Here is a 17,562-nt window from a genome sequence, read left to right on the forward strand (position 1 = left end):
CCGACGCAGGGAAGCCCCAAACTGGACCTATGACGGGAGCTTCCGTGGCGAGCCTGGAGCTGACGGCGGCCGCCGACCTGGACCACAGCGTGGTCCTGGTCGGGCTGGCCGACCTCTACCCGCGTCAGTAGGCGTGGATCGTGCTGCGGATCCATGTGGTGATGTTGTCGGTTCGGGCGCCGTTCTCGGTTTCGGTGTGCGGGCAGCTCGGGCCGTTGCTGACCACGCCGACCAGGCGGGGCCACTGCTTTCCGCGCTCCACGAAATACGGGGCACCGGAGTCGTAGGGGCAGGGGGTGGTGTCGGGCGAGGGAGCGTACCCGTGCAGGCCGATCTCGGTGTCGCTCAGCGTGACCACCGAGAGCTTGCCGGTCCGCAGGTGGGTGACCGGTGTCGGGTTGGTGCTGGTCGTCGAGCCGTAACCGGTGACCCGGAGGATCGCGCCGATTTTCGGTGCGTTGTTCGCCAAGGCGATCGGGCGGACGCCGCGCACCGGCTCGGCCAGCTCGGCCAGAGCCACGTCGGCGGTCGGGGACTGCCGGACCGCGATGATCGTGGTCTGGATGCCGTGGCTCGTGTCGGTGACGTCGGTGCGGCCCACGTCGGCGGTGGTGACGTCGGCCACCGGGCGCTCGACGCGTACTCCGTTCTGGTCGCGGAAGCAGTGGCCGGCCGTGATGATCCAACGGGCCGAGACCAGCGCTCCCGAGCACCCGCTGTTGCGCTTTCCGCCGGCGGCGGTGGGGATGCCGGTCATGGTCAGCTTCACCGAGAACGTGTAGTGACCGTCGGGCACCTCCTCGCCGTTGGCGATCGCGTGCGCGGGGCTGGCGGACAGGGTCAGTGCGAGGAGTCCGGCAGCGGTGCCGGCGATGATCGTTCGCAACATGGGCGACACCGTATCGACGCTACGCAATCACTCCACCTCGGACCTATCGCCCAGCAGGGCCGCAACCAGATCCTTCAGCGGGTCGACCAGGGCGGCCTCGTCGGCCGAGGCTAGCGGCTCGACCTTCGTCGTCCAGCGCAGGATCGCCATGCCGATGGTCGCGGCCAGCACGATCTCGGAGCGCAGCAGCAGCCGGTCGTCGCCCTCGGTCCAGCCGGCCCGTTCGGCCACGCGCTCGGCCGACTCGCGCAGCACGGCGCGCCGGATCTGGTCGGCGCGCTCATCCCCCGAAGATCGCAACAACAACTGCAATTGCGCGGGTACGTCGTCGGCGCCGGCCAGCTGGGCGGCGATCCGCTCCGGGATCTCGGACAGCGGCACATCCCCCGACGAGCGCCGCAACTCCTCGCCGGCGTGCCGCAGACAGGCCTCGAACAGGCCCTCCTTGTTGGCGAAATACCGGTTGATCAGGGCGACGTTCACGCCGGCGTCCTCGGCGATGTCGCGCACGGTCGTGGCCGCGTACCCGTCTTCGGCGAACCGGCGGCGGGCCGCCTCGAGCAGCCGCCGGCGGGTGGCGTCCGCGTCCCGGCGACGCGGCGTGGAGGTCATCACGCCCGAAAGCCTATCGGCGCAGCGTATGCCGGTAAGGTCGGCGCACGATGACGGCGAAACAGAGCTTCGAGCTGGTCAGCCTGCCGGCCGGCCGGGTGACCCTGTCGGACCGGCGCACGCAGCGGATCTGGCCGGTCGACCTGCAGCCGTTCCGGCTGGCGGCCGTCCCGGTGACCCAGGCGCTGTACGCCGAGGTCACCGGCGTTCACCCGAGCACCACCGAGGGCGGCGACCTGCCGGTGGACAACGTGTCCTGGCGGGACGCGGTCCAGTTCTGCAACACCCTGTCCGAGCGCGACGGCCTGACCCCCGCCTACCGGCTGGCCGGCGACGACGGCACCGCGAGGCGGGACGACCACGGCACCGTCCAGCGGGACGGCGAGGGCGACGGCGAGGGCGGCGTCAGCTGGGACGCCGCGGCCGACGGCTATCGGCTGCCGACCGAGGCCGAATGGGAGTACGCGTGTCGGGCCGGCACGTCCGGCCCCCGTTACGGCGCTCTCGATGACGTCGCCTGGCATCGCGGCAACTCCGGTGAGCGGATGCACGAGGTCGGTGGCAAGCAGCCCAACGCGTGGGGGCTGCACGACATGCTCGGCAACGCCTGGGACTGGTGCTGGGACATCTACGACGCCGAGGGCTACGGCGCCTACCGGGTGCTGCGCGGCGGCGGCTGGTTCGACGAGCACTGGAGCTGCCGCGCGTCGGTCCGCCGCCGGAGCCACCCGAGCCTGCGCCTGGACGACGTGAGCTTCCGAGTGGCGCGCGGAAGCTGAACGAGCGGCCCGCACAGACTGAAGCGGGGTCCCGGCCGCAGCCGGGACCCCGCGATCACCACATCAGGCAGACGTGCCGACCAGATCCGGCTCGGCCTCCGCGGAAGCCGCATCGGAAGAGGACGCGGCCAGCTGCTTGGTCAGACCCTCGCCCTCGACGTCGACGTTCGGCAGGAGCCTGTCGAGCCAGGCCGGCAGCCACCAGGCGGCCTTGCCGAAGAGGGACAGCACGGCCGGGACGATCGTCATGCGGACCAGGAAGGCGTCGACCGCGACGCCGAACGCCAGCGCGAAGCCCAGCGTCTTGATGATGGTGTCCTCGGCCAGGATGAAGCCGGCGAACACGCTCATCATGATCAGCGCGGCGGCGGTGACGACCCGGGCGCCGTACTTCATGCCGCTGTTGATCGCGTCGTTCGGGGCCGCGCCGTGCACGAACTCCTCGCGGGTGCGGGTGACCAGGAAAACCTCGTAGTCCATGGCCAGGCCGAACAGGATGCCGATCAGGAAGATCGGCATGAGGCTGATGATCGGGCCGGTGGCGGTGACGCCGATCAGGCCGGCCAGGTGACCCTGCTGGAAGACGAACACGACCGCGCCGAACGTGGCGGCCACCGACAGCAGGAAGCCGAGCGTGGCCTTGAGCGGCACCAGGATGCTGCGGAAGACGAGCATCAGAAGGACAAAGGCCAGACCGACCACGATTGCCAGGTACGGGACCAGCGCCTTGGTGATTTTCGCGGTGACGTCGATGTTGATCGCGGTGGTGCCGGTGACCGCCAGGTCGACCCCGTCGATCCGCAGGGCGCGGATGGCGGTCACCAGGTCCTGGGTGGCCTGGTCGGTGCTGCCGCTGCCGGGGATGACGGTGAGCATCGCGGTGTCGCCGGCCTTGTTCATGGTCGGCGCGGTGACCAGCACGACGTCCTTCAGCGCGGTGATGGTCTTCTGGGCGGTGGCGGCTACCGCGGCGGTGGTGTTCTCGGCGACCACGATCAGCGGCCCGTTGAAGCCGGCGCCGAAGCCCTCGCTCAGCAGGTCGTAGGCCTTGCGCTGGGTGGTGTCGGGCGCGGCGGAGCTGTCGTCGGGCAGGGCCAGGTGCAGGTCGAGGGCGGGCAGGGCGGCGACGGTGAGGACGCCGAGCGCGAGCACCAGGGCGACGATCCGGTTCTTCAGGATGATCCGGGCCCAGCGCTCGCCGAACGCGATCCTGCCGGTCGGCGGCCGCATCGCGACCCGGTCCTTCTTGGCGAGGACCTTGCGGCCGGCGAAGCCGAGCAGCGCCGGGGTCAGGGTGAGCGTGATGATCACGGCCAGGGCGACGGTGCCGGCCGCGGCCAGGCCCATCGCGGTCAGGAACGGGATGCCGGTCACCGCGAGGGCGGCCAGCGCGATGATCACGGTGAGGCCGGCGAAGACCACGGCCGAGCCGGCGGTACCGGTGGCGCGACCCGCGGCCTCTTCGCCGTCGCGGCCCTGGGCCAGCTCGTGGCGGTAGCGGGAGACGATGAACAGTGCGTAGTCGATGCCGACGGCCAGGCCGAGCATGGTGGCGAGGGCGCTGGTCGACGAGGACAGGTCGAAGAAGCCGGTGGCGATCTGGATGCCGGCCATTCCGAGGCCGACCCCGATCAGGGCGGTGAGCAGCGGCAGGCCGGCCGCGACCAGGGCGCCGAACGTGACGACCAGGACGAGCGCGGCGATGATGATGCCGAGGGCCTCGCTGGAGTGGCCGCCGTCGGTGGCGGCGAGCATCTCGCCGGAGAACTCGACCTCGAGGCCGGCGCTCCGGGCGGTGCGGCCGGCGGCGAGCAGGCCGTCCTTGGCGGCGGTGGTGACCTCGGTGGCGTCGACGGCGTACGAGACGGTGGCGTACGCGGTCCGGCCGTCCTCGGCGATCGTCTTGGCGGTGAACGGGTCGGTGACCCCGGTGACCTGCGGGGCGGTGGCGAGCTGGGCCACCGCGTACTCGATCGCGGCCTTCTGGGTGGTGCCGGTCAGCTTGCTGTCGCCGTCAACCGCGAAGACCACCTTGGCGGTGGCGCCGTCGGAGCCCGCGCCGAACTTCTCGGTCAGCACGTCGAGGGCCCGGGACGACTCGGTGCCGGGGATCGAGAAGGCATCGCTGGTCGGTCCGGACAGCGTGGCCGCACCGACCCCGAACAGGGCGAGCACCGCCACCCAGAGCAGGGCCACCAGGCCGCGTCGCCGGAACGAGAACCGGCCGAGCCGGTACAACAAGGTCGCCACGCAGAATCCCCCAGGCCGTCGGTCAGGTCGTCGGATTCTTGTTCGGCATGGCCGCCGGAGAACTTATCCCGCTACCGCAGCAAGGACGAGCGGGCCGGGACCGCCCGGCGCGAGCGCTTCCGGAGTGCGGCCGCCGCCTGTTGCAGGTCCGTCGCCGGTAACCCCCGAGCGGCCGCTTGTTATCGCTAACAACTGGTTGCCCTGAGTGGCGTTGACACCTGCTTTGTTAGCGATAACAATGCTGGCACACCGTCGCAACATCCCCGAAAAGCAGGAGGTCATCCCTCATGCCCGTTGACCCGTTGCGGGCCTGCGTGGTCGGCGTCGACTACGGCACGCTCTCCGGCCGCGCGGTCGTGGTGCGCGTCGCCGACGGCGCCGAGATCGGCTCCGCCGTGCACGACTATCGGCACGCCGTGCTCACCGAGTCACTCCCCGACGGCACCCCGCTCGGGCACGACTGGGCCCTGCAGGTGCCGTCCGACTACGTCGACGTCCTGAAGCATGCCGTGCCCGCCGCGCTGGCCGCCGCCGGCATCGACCCGGCCGACGTCATCGGGGTCGGCACCGACTTCACGGCCTGCACCATGGTTCCGGCGCTGGCCGACGGCACGCCGCTGTGTGAGTTGCCGCAGTGGAGCAGCCGTCCCCACGCGTACGTCAAGCTCTGGAAGCATCACGCCGCCCAGCCGCAGGCTGATCGCATCAATGATCTCGCCGCGAAGCGAGGCGAGTCGTGGCTTCCGCGCTACGGCGGGCTGATCTCCTCGGAGTGGGAGTTCGCGAAGGGCCTGCAGCTGCTGGAGGAGGACCCGGAAGCGTATGCGGCGACCGCGCGCTGGGTGGAGGCCGCCGACTGGATCGTCTGGCAGCTCACCGGCAGTTACGTGCGCAACGCCTGCACCGCCGGTTACAAGGGCATCCGGCAGGACGGGAAGTATCCGTCGCCGGAGTTCCTGGCCGAGCTCAACCCGGAGTTCCGCGACTTCGTGGCCGACAAGCTGGAGCAGCCGATCGGCCAGCTCGGCACCGCGGCCGGCACCCTCTCCGCGCAGGCCAGCGACTGGACCGGGCTGCCCGAGGGGATCGCCGTCGCGGTCGGCAACGTCGACGCGCACGTGACCAGCGCGGCCGCGGCCGCCCTCGACCCCGGCCAGATGGTCGCGATCATGGGCACCTCCACCTGTCACGTGATGAACGGCGACGAGCTGCGCGAGGTTCCGGGCATGTGCGGGGCGGTGGACGGCGGCATCGTGGCCGGCCTCTGGGGATACGAGGCCGGGCAGAGCGGGGTCGGCGACATCTTCGGCCACTACGTCGCCAACCTGGGCGCCGAGTGGACCCACGAGCGGCTCACCGAGCTGGCGTCGCGGCAGCGGCCGGGCGAGCACGGGCTGATCGCGCTCGACTGGCACAACGGCAACCGTTCGGTGCTGGTCGACGTCGAGCTGTCCGGGCTGCTGGTCGGCGAGACCCTCGCGACCAAGCCGGCCGACATCTACCGGGCGCTGATCGAGGCGACCGCGTTCGGCACCCGGAAGATCGTGGAAACGTTCGGCACCGCGGGCGTGCCGGTGCGCGAGTTCATCGCGGCCGGCGGGCTGCTCAAGAACGGTCTGCTCATGCAGATCTACGCGGACGTGCTGAACATGCCGCTGTCGGTGATCGGCTCCGAGCAGGGGCCGGCGCTCGGGTCGGCGATCCACGCGGCCGCGGCGGCCGGGGCCTACCCGGACGTGCGGGCCGCGGCGGCGGCGATGGGCCGGGTCGAGCGGGCCGTCTACCGGCCCGATCCGGCGGCGGCCGCGATCTACGACGAGCTGTACGCCGAGTACTCGGTGCTGCACGACTACTTCGGCCGGGGCGCCAACCCGGTCATGCGCAAGCTGCGGGCGATCCAGCGGAAGGTGACCGCATGAAGATCCACGAAGTCAAGCAGCTGGTCGCCGACCTGCACGCCGAGCTGCCCCGCAACGAGTTGGTCGTCTGGACGGCCGGCAACGTGTCGGCCCGGGTCCCCGGCGAGGACCTGCTGGTGATCAAGCCGTCCGGGGTCTCCTACGACGAGATCACCGCGGACCTGATGGTCGTCACCGACCTGGACGGCAACCTCGTCGAGGGCGACCACAAGCCGTCCTCGGACACCGCCGCCCACGCGTACGTCTACAAGCACATGCCGCACGTCAACGGCGTGGTGCACACCCACTCGACGTACGCGACCGCCTGGGCCGCCCGCGGCGAGGCGATTCCGTGCGTGCTCACGATGATCGCCGACGAGTTCGGCGGCGAGATCCCGATCGGGCCGTTCGCGCTGATCGGCGACGACTCGATCGGCCGCGGCATCGTCGAGACGCTGCGGGCGCACCGCTCCCCCGCGGTGCTCATGCGCAACCACGGTGTCTTCACCATCGGCCGCTCCGCCCGCGACGCGGTCAAGGCCGCCGTCATGTGCGAGGACGTGGCCCGCACCGTGCACATCTCCCGGCAGATCGGCACCCCGATCCCGATCGCGCAGTCCGACATCGATGCCCTCTACGCCCGCTACCAGAACGTCTACGGTCAGGAGCCCGCCGCATGAAGCCTCAGATCTGGTTCCTGACCGGAAGTCAGCACCTCTACGGCCCGGAGACGCTCGACCAGGTGGCCGCCCAGTCGGCCGAGATCCAGGGGCTCCTCGCCGCCGGCGGTCTCAGCGCCGAGATCGTCAGCCGGCCGGTCCTCACCGACTCGATCGCGATCCGGCAGACGATGCTGGAGGCCAACGCCGACCCGAACGTGCTCGGCGTGATCGCCTGGATGCACACGTTCTCGCCGGCCAAGATGTGGATCACCGGGCTGGACACGCTGCGCAAGCCGCTGCTGCACCTGCACACCCAGCACAACCAGGCACTGCCGTGGGCAACCATCGACATGGACTTCATGAACCTCAACCAGGCCGCGCACGGCGACCGGGAGTTCGGGTTCATCCAGGCGCGGCTCGGGGTGCCGCGCAAGACGGTGGCCGGGCACGCGGCCGACCCGAACGTGGCGCGGCGGATCGACGCGTGGATCCGGGCCGCGGCGGGCTTCCACCACCTGCGCAACCTGCGGCTGGCGCGTTTCGGCGACAACATGCGGGACGTCGCGGTCACCGAGGGCGACAAGGTCGAGGCCGAGTTGCGGTTCGGGGTCTCGGTCAACACGTACGGCGTAAATGATCTTGTGGCCTTGGTGGACGCCGCCCCGGATTCCGCGGTCGACGCGTTGCTCGCCGAATATTCGGACATTTACGATTTGGCCCCTTCGTTGCGTAAGGACGGCGACCAGCACGAGTCGCTGCGCTACGCCGCCCGGATCGAAGCCGGCATGCGGCAGTTCCTGACCGAGGGCGGGTTCGGGGCGTTCACCACCAACTTCGAGGACCTCGGCGGGCTCCGGCAGCTGCCCGGGCTGGCCGTGCAGCGGCTGATGGCCGACGGCTACGGCTTCGGCGGCGAGGGCGACTGGAAGACGTCCGCGCTGCTCGCCACGGTCAAGGCGATGGGCGCCGGCACCGGTAAGGGCACCTCGTTCATGGAGGACTACACCTACCACTTCGGGCCGGGCGAGCCCAAGATCCTCGGCGCGCACATGCTCGAGGTCTGCCCGACCATCGCCGACGGCCGGCCGCGCGCCGAGATCCACCCGCTCGGCATCGGCGGCCGCGAGGACCCGGTGCGGCTGGTGTTCGACGCGGCGGCCGGGCCCGGTGTGGTGATCGGCCTCGCCGACCTCGGTGACCGGTTCCGGTTCGTGGCCAACACCGTCGAGGTGGTGCCGCCGGACGAGCCGCTGCCGTCGCTGCCGGTCGCGCGGGCGGTGTGGAAGCCCGCGCCGTCGCTGTCCACGTCGACGGAATGCTGGCTGACCGCCGGCGGGCCGCACCACACGGTGATGACCCAGGCGGTCGGGGCGGAGACGCTGCGCGACTTCGCCGAGATGGCCAAGACCGAGCTGCTGCTGATCGACGAGCGGACCACGCCGTACGACTTCGCCGACCGGGTGCGCTGGAACCAGGCGTACTACCGGCTGTCCCGCCCGATGTAACTCGACGAAGGCCCTCCGCGACGGATCCCCGAACGGGATCGCTACGTGGCCCTGACCCGCGCTGCCCAGCGTCCGATCGTCATCGATCGGCCCGCAGCGCGGACAGGCCCGCGATGATCACGTCCAGGTCGAAGTCGAACTGCGCGTCGTCCATGCCGAACTCGGTGGTGCTGAGGTGGCGCAGCGACGGCAGCATCCCCGGCGGGGACTGCACCAGCGAGTTGCGCAACTCGGCGATCTGCGGGTGCAGCCCGTGCCGGCTGAGCAGGATCGCGTCCCGGGCCGAGGCGTAGGTCAGCTCGCCGAGCAGGCCGAGCACCCGCCCGGCCTGCTCCTCGCCGAAGCCCGCGTCGAGCAGGGCACGCAGCAGGAGCTCGACCGGGGCGAGCGCGGCCAGGCCGGCGCCGAGCGGGAACCGCACGTAGTCGAAGTGCGCCCCGACCTTGATCATCGAGGCCCGGGTCTGCCGGGCGAACGCGCGCAGCATGTCCGGCCACGGCGCGTCGAGCGGGAGGGTGAAGCTCTCCAGGGAGGCGCTGAGCGTTTCCCGGGCGACGAGTTCGAGCAGGTTGTCGCGGCCGGTGACGTGGTAGTTGAGCGCCTTGCGGTCGACCCCGAGGCGCTCGGCGACGGCCTGCATGGTCAGGGTCGCCGGGTCCATGTCGCGGGCCGCGGCGACGATGCGGGCGCGGTCGATCCGGGGCGGGCGGCCACGGCGGTGGGTGTCAGGCATCCCGTTCAGCATATTGACCCGCGCCACCTCAGCCCTTACCTTTTCTCCCCACCGGGAAATATTCGTCCGCAGGAGGTCCCGTGAAAGTGGCAGGCAAGGTTCTCGTGGTCACCGGCGCCGGCAGCGGCATCGGACGGGCGGTCGCGCTGGAGGCGGCCCGCCGGGGCGCCAAGGTCGCCGCGGTCGATCTCAACCCGGACACCCTGCAGGAGGCGATCGCCGGGAACCCGAACATCTCCGGGCATCCGCTGAACGTCACCGACCGGGACGCCGTCGAGGCGCTGCCGCAGCAGGTGGCCGACCTGTGGGGTGCGGTCGACGGCGTCATCCACTGCGCCGGGATCATCCAGCCGTTCATCCGGCTCAAGGACCTCGACTACGCCACCATCGACCGGGTCTTCGCGGTCAACTGGACCGGCACGCTCTACCTGACCAAGACGTTCCTGCCGGTGCTGCTGGCCCGGCCGGAGGGGCACATCGTCAACGTGGCGAGCATGGGCGGATTCCTGCCGGTGCCCGGCCAGACGATCTACGGCGCGTCCAAGGCGGCGGTGAAGTTGCTGACCGAGGGCCTGCATGCCGAGTGCGCGGGGACGAACGTACACGTCACCGTGGTTTTCCCGGGCGGGGTGGCCACCAACATCACCAGTAACTCGGGGGTGTCGATGCCGGCCATGGACGCCGACATGGCCAAGCAGGCCGCGAAGATCACCACACCGGAGCGGGCCGCGCGGGACATTCTGCACGGGATGGAATCGGACGCGTACCGGGTGCTGATCGGCAACGACGCGAAGATGATGGACAAGATGTACCGGCTCAACCCGCGCCGGGCGGCGGCACTGATCGCCGGGAAGATGCAGGAGCTGCTGAGCAGATAGGGAGCGGCCCCCGCCGCTACGGAGACGGGGGCCGCTTACCGCGTACCTACTTGGTGATCTTCTGGGTGTAGGTCTTCGGCGTGGACTCGTTGCCCGCCTTGTCCTCCGCCCAGTAGGTGACCTCGAGAGTGCCCTTGTCGACACCGACCACGATGGTCAGCCAGCTGCCCCAGAGGTCGAGCAGGTTGCCGACCTCCTGCGCCCTGTCCTGGGCCTGCGCCTTGGAGGCCGCCTTGGTCCAGCGGCCGCCGGCGTAGTAGTACCAGCTGCCGGACTTCTGCTCGATCAGCTTCAGCTTGACCTTCTCGCCGCCGAGGCCCTCGTCCGACACCTTGCCGGTCAGCACCCACCACGACGCCGAGGACTCCGGGTTGCGGGGGATGTCGAGGCTGACGACCGGCGCGATGGTGTCGGCCTTGACCGTCACGGTGCCCGCGGTGACCGGCGTGCCGGGCCCGTTGGCGTTGGACGGCGTCACCTTGACCGCGAACGAACCGGCCTTGGTGTACTTGTGCGTGTAGCGGCCGTTGGCCACGGTAGCGACGGTGGATCCGTCACCCCAGTCGACGACGCCCTTGCTGATGCCGGCCACGGTCAGGCTGACCGACTGGGTCACCCAGATCGAGGTCTTGTCCAGCTTGTACGACCCGGGCTGGGCGGTGACCGTCACCGTGGCCGAACCGGTGGCCGGGCCGCTGTTGCCGGCCTGGTCGGTGAGGGTCACGGTCGGCGTGTAGGTGCCGGCCGCGGTGTAGACGTGCTCGGTCAGCGCGTCGGTGGTGCCGTCGCCCCAGTTGACGGCCTTGGTGATCGAGGCCGCCGGGGTGACGTCGTCGGTCGCGGTGACCGTGATCGTCACCTTCTGGCCGGCCCACACCGCGGTGGGGGCGACCGTGAAGGTGCCGGTCGGGGCGGTGCTGTCGGCCTTGCCCGGGGTCGCGCGGAACACCGGGTCCGCGGTGACCGGCGAGTTGGCGGCCAGGTAGTTGCTCAGCATGGTCAGGTCGTTGTCGCCGGTGGTGATCCGGGCGGTGCCCTTGCCGAGGGTGAGGAAGTTGTCGCCACCCGCGGCGAGGAACGAGTTCGACGAGACCCGGTAGGTGCCGGCCGGGTCGAGCACGGTGCCGTTGAGCTTCAGGGTCGACGCGATGATCCGCGACCCGCGAGCTTGCGACACGTCGTAGGAGTAGGTGAGCCCCTTCGACGTACCCAGGTGCAGCACCGGGCGGGAGGCCCCGTCCGGCTGCCACTGCTCCTCGAGCACCTGTTTGATCTGGGCGCCGGTGAGCGTCTGGGTGACCATGTCGTTGGCGAATGGCTGGACCGCGAACGCGTCGGCGTACGTGACCGTGCCGTCGGTCTTGTAGAGAAGATCCGCCCGCAGGCCGCCCGGGTTCATGAAGGCGATCTGCGCACCACCGCGGCCGGCCGCCTTGGTCTGGTCGAGCTGGACGTCGGCGATGAAGTTGCCGAGCACCGACTCGGCACCCCGGTCCTCGGCGCCGGCGCTGGTGACGGCGCGCTTGATGTCGGCGGTGATCGAGCCGAGCTTCTGCTTGCCGAGCACGTCGGCGTTCGCCTTGGCCTTGGCCACGATGTCCGCGACCGCCGCGTCGGACGGTGCGCCGGTGACCGGCACCAGTTCGGCGGTGGATCCGGTCACCGACTTGGTGGCCGGGTCGTAGGTCAGCCCGACCTTGCCGAGCTTCACGCCGTAGTCCTCGGCCTGCAGCACCGGGCGGGTGCGGTCGGTGCCGGGAACCGGGATCTCGAACGCGTACGGCTGGTGGGTGTGCCCACTGATGATCGCGTCGATGTTCGCGTTGACCCGGGTGAACGGCCCGAAGACCGGGTCGGCCTGCAGCGCCGCCGCCGAGGTGATGTTCTCGGTGGCCGCACCCTCGTGGGCGAGCAGCACGACCACGTCGGCCTCGCCGTTGCTCGCGTCACCGTCGGAGAGCTGGGTGGCAAGCGTGTTCGCCTCGGCGACCGGGTCGTGGAACTCGACGCCCTGGATGCCGTCCGGGCTGACCAGCGAACCGGTCTGCTCGGTGACGACGCCGATGTAGCCGACCTTCACGCCGCCGACGGTCTGCACCGAGTAGCCGGGCAGGATCCGCTGGCCGTCCTTGTAGACGTTCGCGGCGAGGTACGGGAAGTTGGCCCGGTCCTCGACGCGGCCGGTCAGGTCGGCCAGGCCCTTGTCGAACTCGTGGTTGCCGACCGCGGAGACGTTCAGGCCACCGGCGTTCAGCGCGTCGAGCGTCGGGTTGTCCGAGTCGATCGCCGAGATGAAGGTGGAGGCACCGATGTTGTCACCGGCCGAGACCCACGCGGTGTTCGGGTTGGCCGTGCGGAGCTGGTTGACCAGGCCGACCAGCTGGGCGGCACCGCCGACCCCGGCGGACGGCGCCTCGAGCCGGCCGTGGAAGTCGTTGATGCTGAGCAGCTGCAGGTCGACCGGGCCGGTCAGGCCGGTCTTGAGGCCGATGACCACCGGGTCGTGGTCGCTGGCCCGGTACGGGTTCGGCGCGTAGAACGGCGCGTACCCGTCGTACTGGAACGCGTACGACTCGACCGAGTTGATGTTCCAGATGTCCACCCCGGTGACCCGCTTCGCGAGCGTGGGCGTGACCAGCGCGTGGTCGAGCGAACCGGACTCACCGCCGAAGACGTACGACGACTTGCCCGGCGCGTGCGTGGTGTGCACGTCCTCGTACCCCGCGTCGTAGAGGACCTTCATCGGGTCCTCCTCGGTGTAGGAGTTGAAGTCACCGAGCAGGATCGCGTTGGGCGTGTTCAGCGACGCGACGAAGGCCGCGAGCGAGGCCGCCTGCCGCTTACGGTCCCCGTTGTACGGGCCCTGACCGTCCCCGGCGTCGACGTTGTCACCGGTCGGCGCGACCGAGGCACTCTTCGACTTGAGGTGGTTGGCGACGACCGTGAAGTCGATCGTGCCGGCGGTGAAGGTCTGCGCGATCGGCTCGCGCGCGTTCGACCACACCGTCTCGTCGTTGATCGACCGGGAGGCACCCTTCGGGGTGGCCTTGGCCGGCTTGTAGATGATCGCGGTGGTGATGACGTCCTGGGCCGTCGCGGCCGGCAGCTCGGCCGGCGACCGCACGTAGTCCCAGGTGCCCGCACCGTCCACGTCGTTCAGCGCGCCGACCAGGACCTTGAGGGCCATCTGCGGGTCGTCGGGCTCGAACCGGACCGAGTTCTCGATCTCCATCAGCGCGACCACGTCGGCGTCCAGCGCGGTGATCGCCGAGACGATCTTCGCCTGCTGCTTGGCCGCGGCCGCCGCGTCGGCGGCGCCACGGGCGTCGCCGCCGAAGTGGACGAAGTAGTTGAGCACGTTGAAGCTGGCGATCTTGAGGTCGCCACCGACGGCCGCGGGGTGGGCGGTCCGCGGGTTGGTAGCGGTGAACGAGGTGCGCGACGCCGCCGGGGTGTCGAACGAGACCGGGGTGGTCGGCTCGAACATCCAGTCGCCGTACGCGAAGCTGAACACGACCGGGCCGAACTTCTCGACGGTGTCGCCGGTGCGGACCGGGTCAGCAGCGCTCAGGTACGGCGGGGCGATCCCGGCCGCCGAGAGGTTGGTGGTCTTCGCGTCGTCGAGCAGCACCCGCGCGTTCGCGTTGGCCGCCTTGACCGCAAGCGCCTCCGGGGTGCCCGGGCGGGCGATGTCGGTCGGGATGTGGGCCGGCTTGTCGCCGGCCGCGAGCACGATCTCGCCGTACAGGTTGGCGTAGTAGGTGTCCGACACCGTGTACGCGCCGGCCGGCGCGACGAGCATGCCCTCGACCGACTCGCGCGCGTCGGCGGCGAGCGGCAGGGTCAGCGGGACCGGGGCGGGCAGGGCCGCGTTGTTGGCGCAGATCTGCACGTCGGTCTTGGCGCCGATGCTCAGCTCGGTCAGCCCGTTGAACTCGCTCGGCGTGCCGGTGACCCGCACCTTGTCGCCGATCGCGACGGCGGGCTGGTTGGCCGCGGTCGTGCCGACGAAGACGAAGATGCCGTCCGAGGCGGTGCCGGCGGCGACCGGGCGGCTGCCGCCGGTGCCGGCGGTCTGCACGTAGATGCCGTTGAAGCCACCGGTCCGGTGGTCGGCGGTGACGATGCCCTCGACGGTGACCGCGCCGGTCAGCGGGGTCGCCGTGCCGGTGCCCTGCACCTCGGCGATGGTGTTGGTGACCGCGGTGGTGCAGCCGATCGGGGTCGGGTCCGGGTCGGTCGGCGTGGTCGCCGAGTTGACCGCGCCGAAGCTGTTCTGCGCCGGGGCCTGCCAGACGCCGCCGATCTTCTGCAGCGAGTATCCGACCGGGGTGGTGGTGGTCTCCGCAACCCCGATGTCGGTGCCGGCCAGCCCGGCGGCCGGGCCACCGGTGGCGGTGAACGTGCCCTCGTAGGTGAGGAACTCGGCGACCGTGCCGTCCGGCTTGACCAGGGCGACGCCGTCCGGCGCGCCGTTCTGGATGCCGTCGGCCGGGTAGGTCTGCACGACCACGCCGGCGGCCGGAACGGCACCGCTGAGCGTCGCCGTGTTGTAGGCGGCACCCCCGTTGCCGTTGTAGAGGACGACCTTCCAGCCGGTCAGGTCGAACTCGGCCGGGGCCTGGATCTCTATCGCCTCACCGGCGTCGGTGCCCACGTTGTCGTAGTGAATCTCGCTGATGAATGGGGTGCTGTCGTCAGCCGCGAAGGCCGAGCCGGTCAGGCTCAGACCGAGGGCGGTGACGACGGCGATCGTCCCGAGAGGACGAGCCGCACCCACGGCGCGTCTATATAGGCGCATGGAAAAGTTTCCTCCGAAGGTTGTCGATCGGTGGAGGGTAATTACATCCGATGACGGGAGAATTTCGGAGGGGTAACCGGACAACGGTCCGGCAACGAAGGAAAGGGTCGAATCCAGCCATCCTGAGCAGGCTATATGACCTTTTTCACTCCGTTTTATTGTTCGCTTTGTATCACCCTGCCAAAGAGACAGACTTCAAAAGAGCGCGTACGGCGGCAGCGTCGGCCAGCCCGGTCGCCCGCTGCGCGAGCGAACCTGTGAGATTCATGTGGGTGGCACGCACGGCGTCCTTCACCAGCGGCACCGCGGGCGGGGCAACACTGAGTTCGCGTACGCCGAGAGCCGTCAGCAACCGCACCGCCGCCTCGTCCGCGGCAAGCTCGCCGCAGACCGCCACCGGCACGCCGGCCCGCGCGCAGACCAGGCCGACGAGCTGCAGCACCGCCGGGTCGAGACCGTCCGCGGTGAGCGCCGCGTTGCCGCGCTCGGCGGCCAGGGTGTACTGCGTCAGGTCGTTGGTGCCGACGCTGACGAAGTCCACGTACGGGGTGAACGCGGCGGCCTTCAGCGCGGCGGCCGGCACCTCGATCATGATGCCGACGCGCAGATCTTCCGCCGGGCCGGCCTTCGCCACCGCGTCGTCGAGCATCCGCCGCGCGGCGACCACCTCGGCGACCGAGCTGACCATCGGGAACATGACGCTCACCGGCGTCTCCCGGGCCACCCGGGCGATCGCCAGGAGCTGATCGGCGAACAGCGCCGGATGGGCCAGGGAGTGCCGGAGGCCGCGGACGCCGAGGAACGGGTTCTGCTCGTGCGCGGCCGGCGCGTACCGCAGCGGCTTGTCCCCGCCCACGTCGAGGGTGCGCAGGGTGAGCCGACGCCCGCCGAGCGCCTCGGCGAGCTCGAGGTAGGTGGCGACCTGCTCGTCCGGGCCGGGCGCGGCGTCCCGGTCGAGGAAGAGGAACTCGGTGCGGACCAGCCCGGCCAGGTCGGCGCCGTTGTCGGCGGCGGCCCGGGCGTCGGCGAGCGAGCCGACGTTGGCGGCGACCGCGATCGCGACCCCGTCGGCGGTCACGGCCGGCCGGTGGGCGCGGGCGGCGGCCTGCCGGCCGCGCTCGGCGAGCCCGGCGGCCCGCTCGCGGAAGGCGGCCAGCACCGGCTCGGCCGGGGCGATGACGAACTCGCCGGTGCCGCCGTCGAAGGCGACCGTGATGCCGGGCGAGACACTGAGGACGGCCGGGCCGGCCCCGACCACCATCGGGATGCCCCGGGTGCGGGCCATGATCGCGCCGTGCGAGGTGGGACTGCCGAACGCCAGGAGCACGCCCTTGACCCGGGCCGGATCGAGGGTGGCCGCCTCGGCCGGGGTGAGGTCGGCCGCGACCAGGATGCCGTCGCCGGCCGTCTCGGCGCCGCTGAGCCCGAGCATGGCCCGCAGCACCTGATCGGACACCGCGTGCACGTCGTCGCCGCGGCCACGCAGATAGGGGTCGTCGAGGGTGTCGAACGCGGCGGCGATCCGGGCGGCCGCACCCTGGAACGCCTGCGGCGCCGCCTGGCCGCCGTCGATCCGGCGGCGGACCTCGCCGAGCAGCTCCGCGTCGTCGAGCAGCAGCAGGTGCGCGTCGAAGATGCTGGCCTCGGGGTTGCCCTCCCAGATCTTGTCGATCTCCCGGCGGACCGCGGCGACCGCGCCTACCACCCGCGGCCACTCCACGTCCGCACCCCGCGACGGCGTGTCCGGCACGTCGGGCGGGGTGCTCGCCCGGCGCCAGGCCGGGCCGATCCCGATGCCGGCCGAGGCGGGCCGGCCGCCGGTGGCGAACGGTTCCCCGCCGGGATGCGGGACGTCCGGGGTCTCGTCGAACTTCCGGGCCGCCACCGCCACGATCTCGTCCACCGCCGCCTGGGCCCGCGGCCCGGACGCACGCACCTCGATCTCGTGGCCGCGCAGCGCGCCGAGGGTGGCCACCCGGGACAGGCTGGTGGCCGGCACCCAGGCCGACCCGGTGGTGCGGTTGCGCACTTCGAGACCGGCGTCGAGCCGGCGGGCCTCGGTGACCAGCCGGGCGGCCGGCCGGGCGTGCAGGCCGTGCGGGTTGGCGACGGTAACCGTGCCCATGGCGTCTTTTTCTGGGGAAACCGAAACCGAGGGCTCGAGCTGGGACAGCTTGCCCAGCAGACCGTCCGACGCCTCCCGGGCCACCTCCGCGCGATCGGCGCCGGACGCGGCGGTCACGGCCGCCGCCACCAGGCCTTCCACCAGCGGCGCCGGGCACAACACGACCCGCGACCGCAGGTCGTCGTCGATCAGCTCCAGGGCCAGCTCGGCGGAGAGCACCGCGCTGCCCAGGTCCATCAGCACCACCACGCCGTCGCCGTCGTCGGCCGCCGCCAGGGCGTCCACGATGGCGGTCGCGTCGGTGCCGAGGGTCGTCTCGTCCAGCCCGGCGGCGATCTCGATGCGGGCGCCGGCGGCCATCTCGGCGGCCAGCGCCACGGCCGCCCGGGCCAGCGCACGACTGTGGCTGACCAGCACGATTCCGACCACG

At 71.0% G+C, this 17,562-nt stretch carries 11 protein-coding genes; 5 read left to right on the forward strand and 6 right to left on the reverse strand.

The window, feature by feature from the left end; all coding sequences use genetic code 11:
- Positions 1 to 124: 124 nt before the first annotated feature.
- Both Adu01nite_RS41915 and Adu01nite_RS41920 read right to left on the reverse strand, forming a co-directional pair.
- Entirely contained in the window at positions 125 to 889 is a 765-nt protein-coding gene (locus Adu01nite_RS41915; protein ID WP_203734942.1) for a S1 family peptidase, read from the reverse strand.
- Positions 890 to 916: 27 nt separating this feature from the next.
- Positions 917 to 1,501 (reverse strand): TetR/AcrR family transcriptional regulator, encoded by a 585-nt coding sequence (locus Adu01nite_RS41920; protein WP_203734991.1) that lies wholly within the window; start codon positions 1,499 to 1,501, stop codon positions 917 to 919.
- Between the two features lie 50 nt (positions 1,502 to 1,551).
- Here Adu01nite_RS41920 and Adu01nite_RS41925 point away from each other — a divergent pair, with 50 nt between their 5' ends.
- Positions 1,552 to 2,280, forward strand: a complete 729-nt coding sequence (locus Adu01nite_RS41925) for a formylglycine-generating enzyme family protein (protein WP_203734943.1) — start codon at positions 1,552 to 1,554, stop codon at positions 2,278 to 2,280.
- A 63-nt stretch (positions 2,281 to 2,343) separates the two neighbouring features.
- Here the strand turns inward: Adu01nite_RS41925 and Adu01nite_RS41930 are convergent, their stop codons facing one another.
- Entirely contained in the window at positions 2,344 to 4,530 is a 2,187-nt protein-coding gene (locus Adu01nite_RS41930; RefSeq protein ID WP_203734944.1) for an MMPL family transporter, read from the reverse strand.
- 287 nt (positions 4,531 to 4,817) lie between these two features.
- Here Adu01nite_RS41930 and araB point away from each other — a divergent pair, with 287 nt between their 5' ends.
- The 3 genes from araB to araA are packed head-to-tail and all read left to right on the forward strand — an operon-like array spanning position 4,818 to position 8,595.
- A complete protein-coding gene (gene araB, locus Adu01nite_RS41935) occupies positions 4,818 to 6,449 on the forward strand; it encodes a ribulokinase (RefSeq protein ID WP_203734945.1) in 1,632 nt (543 codons plus the stop codon).
- Positions 6,446 to 7,108 (forward strand): L-ribulose-5-phosphate 4-epimerase, encoded by a 663-nt coding sequence (locus tag Adu01nite_RS41940; protein ID WP_203734946.1) that lies wholly within the window; start codon positions 6,446 to 6,448, stop codon positions 7,106 to 7,108. The genes araB and Adu01nite_RS41940 overlap by 4 nt, the downstream gene beginning before the upstream one ends.
- The gene (gene araA, locus Adu01nite_RS41945) at positions 7,105 to 8,595 is read left to right on the forward strand and encodes an L-arabinose isomerase (protein WP_203734947.1); all 1,491 of its coding nucleotides are present in this window, start codon (positions 7,105 to 7,107) and stop codon (positions 8,593 to 8,595) included. Before Adu01nite_RS41940 ends, araA begins: the two co-directional genes overlap by 4 nt.
- 79 nt (positions 8,596 to 8,674) lie before the next feature.
- On the opposite strand, the gene Adu01nite_RS41950 is transcribed toward araA, so the two are convergent.
- Positions 8,675 to 9,328, reverse strand: a complete 654-nt coding sequence (locus Adu01nite_RS41950) for a TetR/AcrR family transcriptional regulator C-terminal domain-containing protein (RefSeq protein WP_203734948.1) — start codon at positions 9,326 to 9,328, stop codon at positions 8,675 to 8,677.
- An 80-nt stretch (positions 9,329 to 9,408) separates the two neighbouring features.
- Between Adu01nite_RS41950 and Adu01nite_RS41955 the strand changes: the two genes are divergently transcribed.
- Complete coding sequence (locus Adu01nite_RS41955) at positions 9,409 to 10,206, forward strand: SDR family NAD(P)-dependent oxidoreductase (protein WP_203734949.1); 798 nt, start codon at positions 9,409 to 9,411, stop codon at positions 10,204 to 10,206.
- Between the two features lie 46 nt (positions 10,207 to 10,252).
- Here Adu01nite_RS41955 and Adu01nite_RS41960 read toward each other — a convergent pair whose 3' ends face one another.
- Entirely contained in the window at positions 10,253 to 14,986 is a 4,734-nt protein-coding gene (locus Adu01nite_RS41960) for an ExeM/NucH family extracellular endonuclease (RefSeq protein WP_239133124.1), read from the reverse strand.
- A 193-nt stretch (positions 14,987 to 15,179) separates the two neighbouring features.
- Entirely contained in the window at positions 15,180 to 17,561 is a 2,382-nt protein-coding gene (gene ptsP / locus Adu01nite_RS41965; protein WP_203734951.1) for a phosphoenolpyruvate--protein phosphotransferase, read from the reverse strand.
- Between the last annotated feature and the right edge of the window lies 1 nt (position 17,562).

The sequence above is a fragment of the Paractinoplanes durhamensis genome, assembly GCF_016862175.1.
GTDB lineage: Bacteria > Actinomycetota > Actinomycetes > Mycobacteriales > Micromonosporaceae > Actinoplanes > Actinoplanes durhamensis.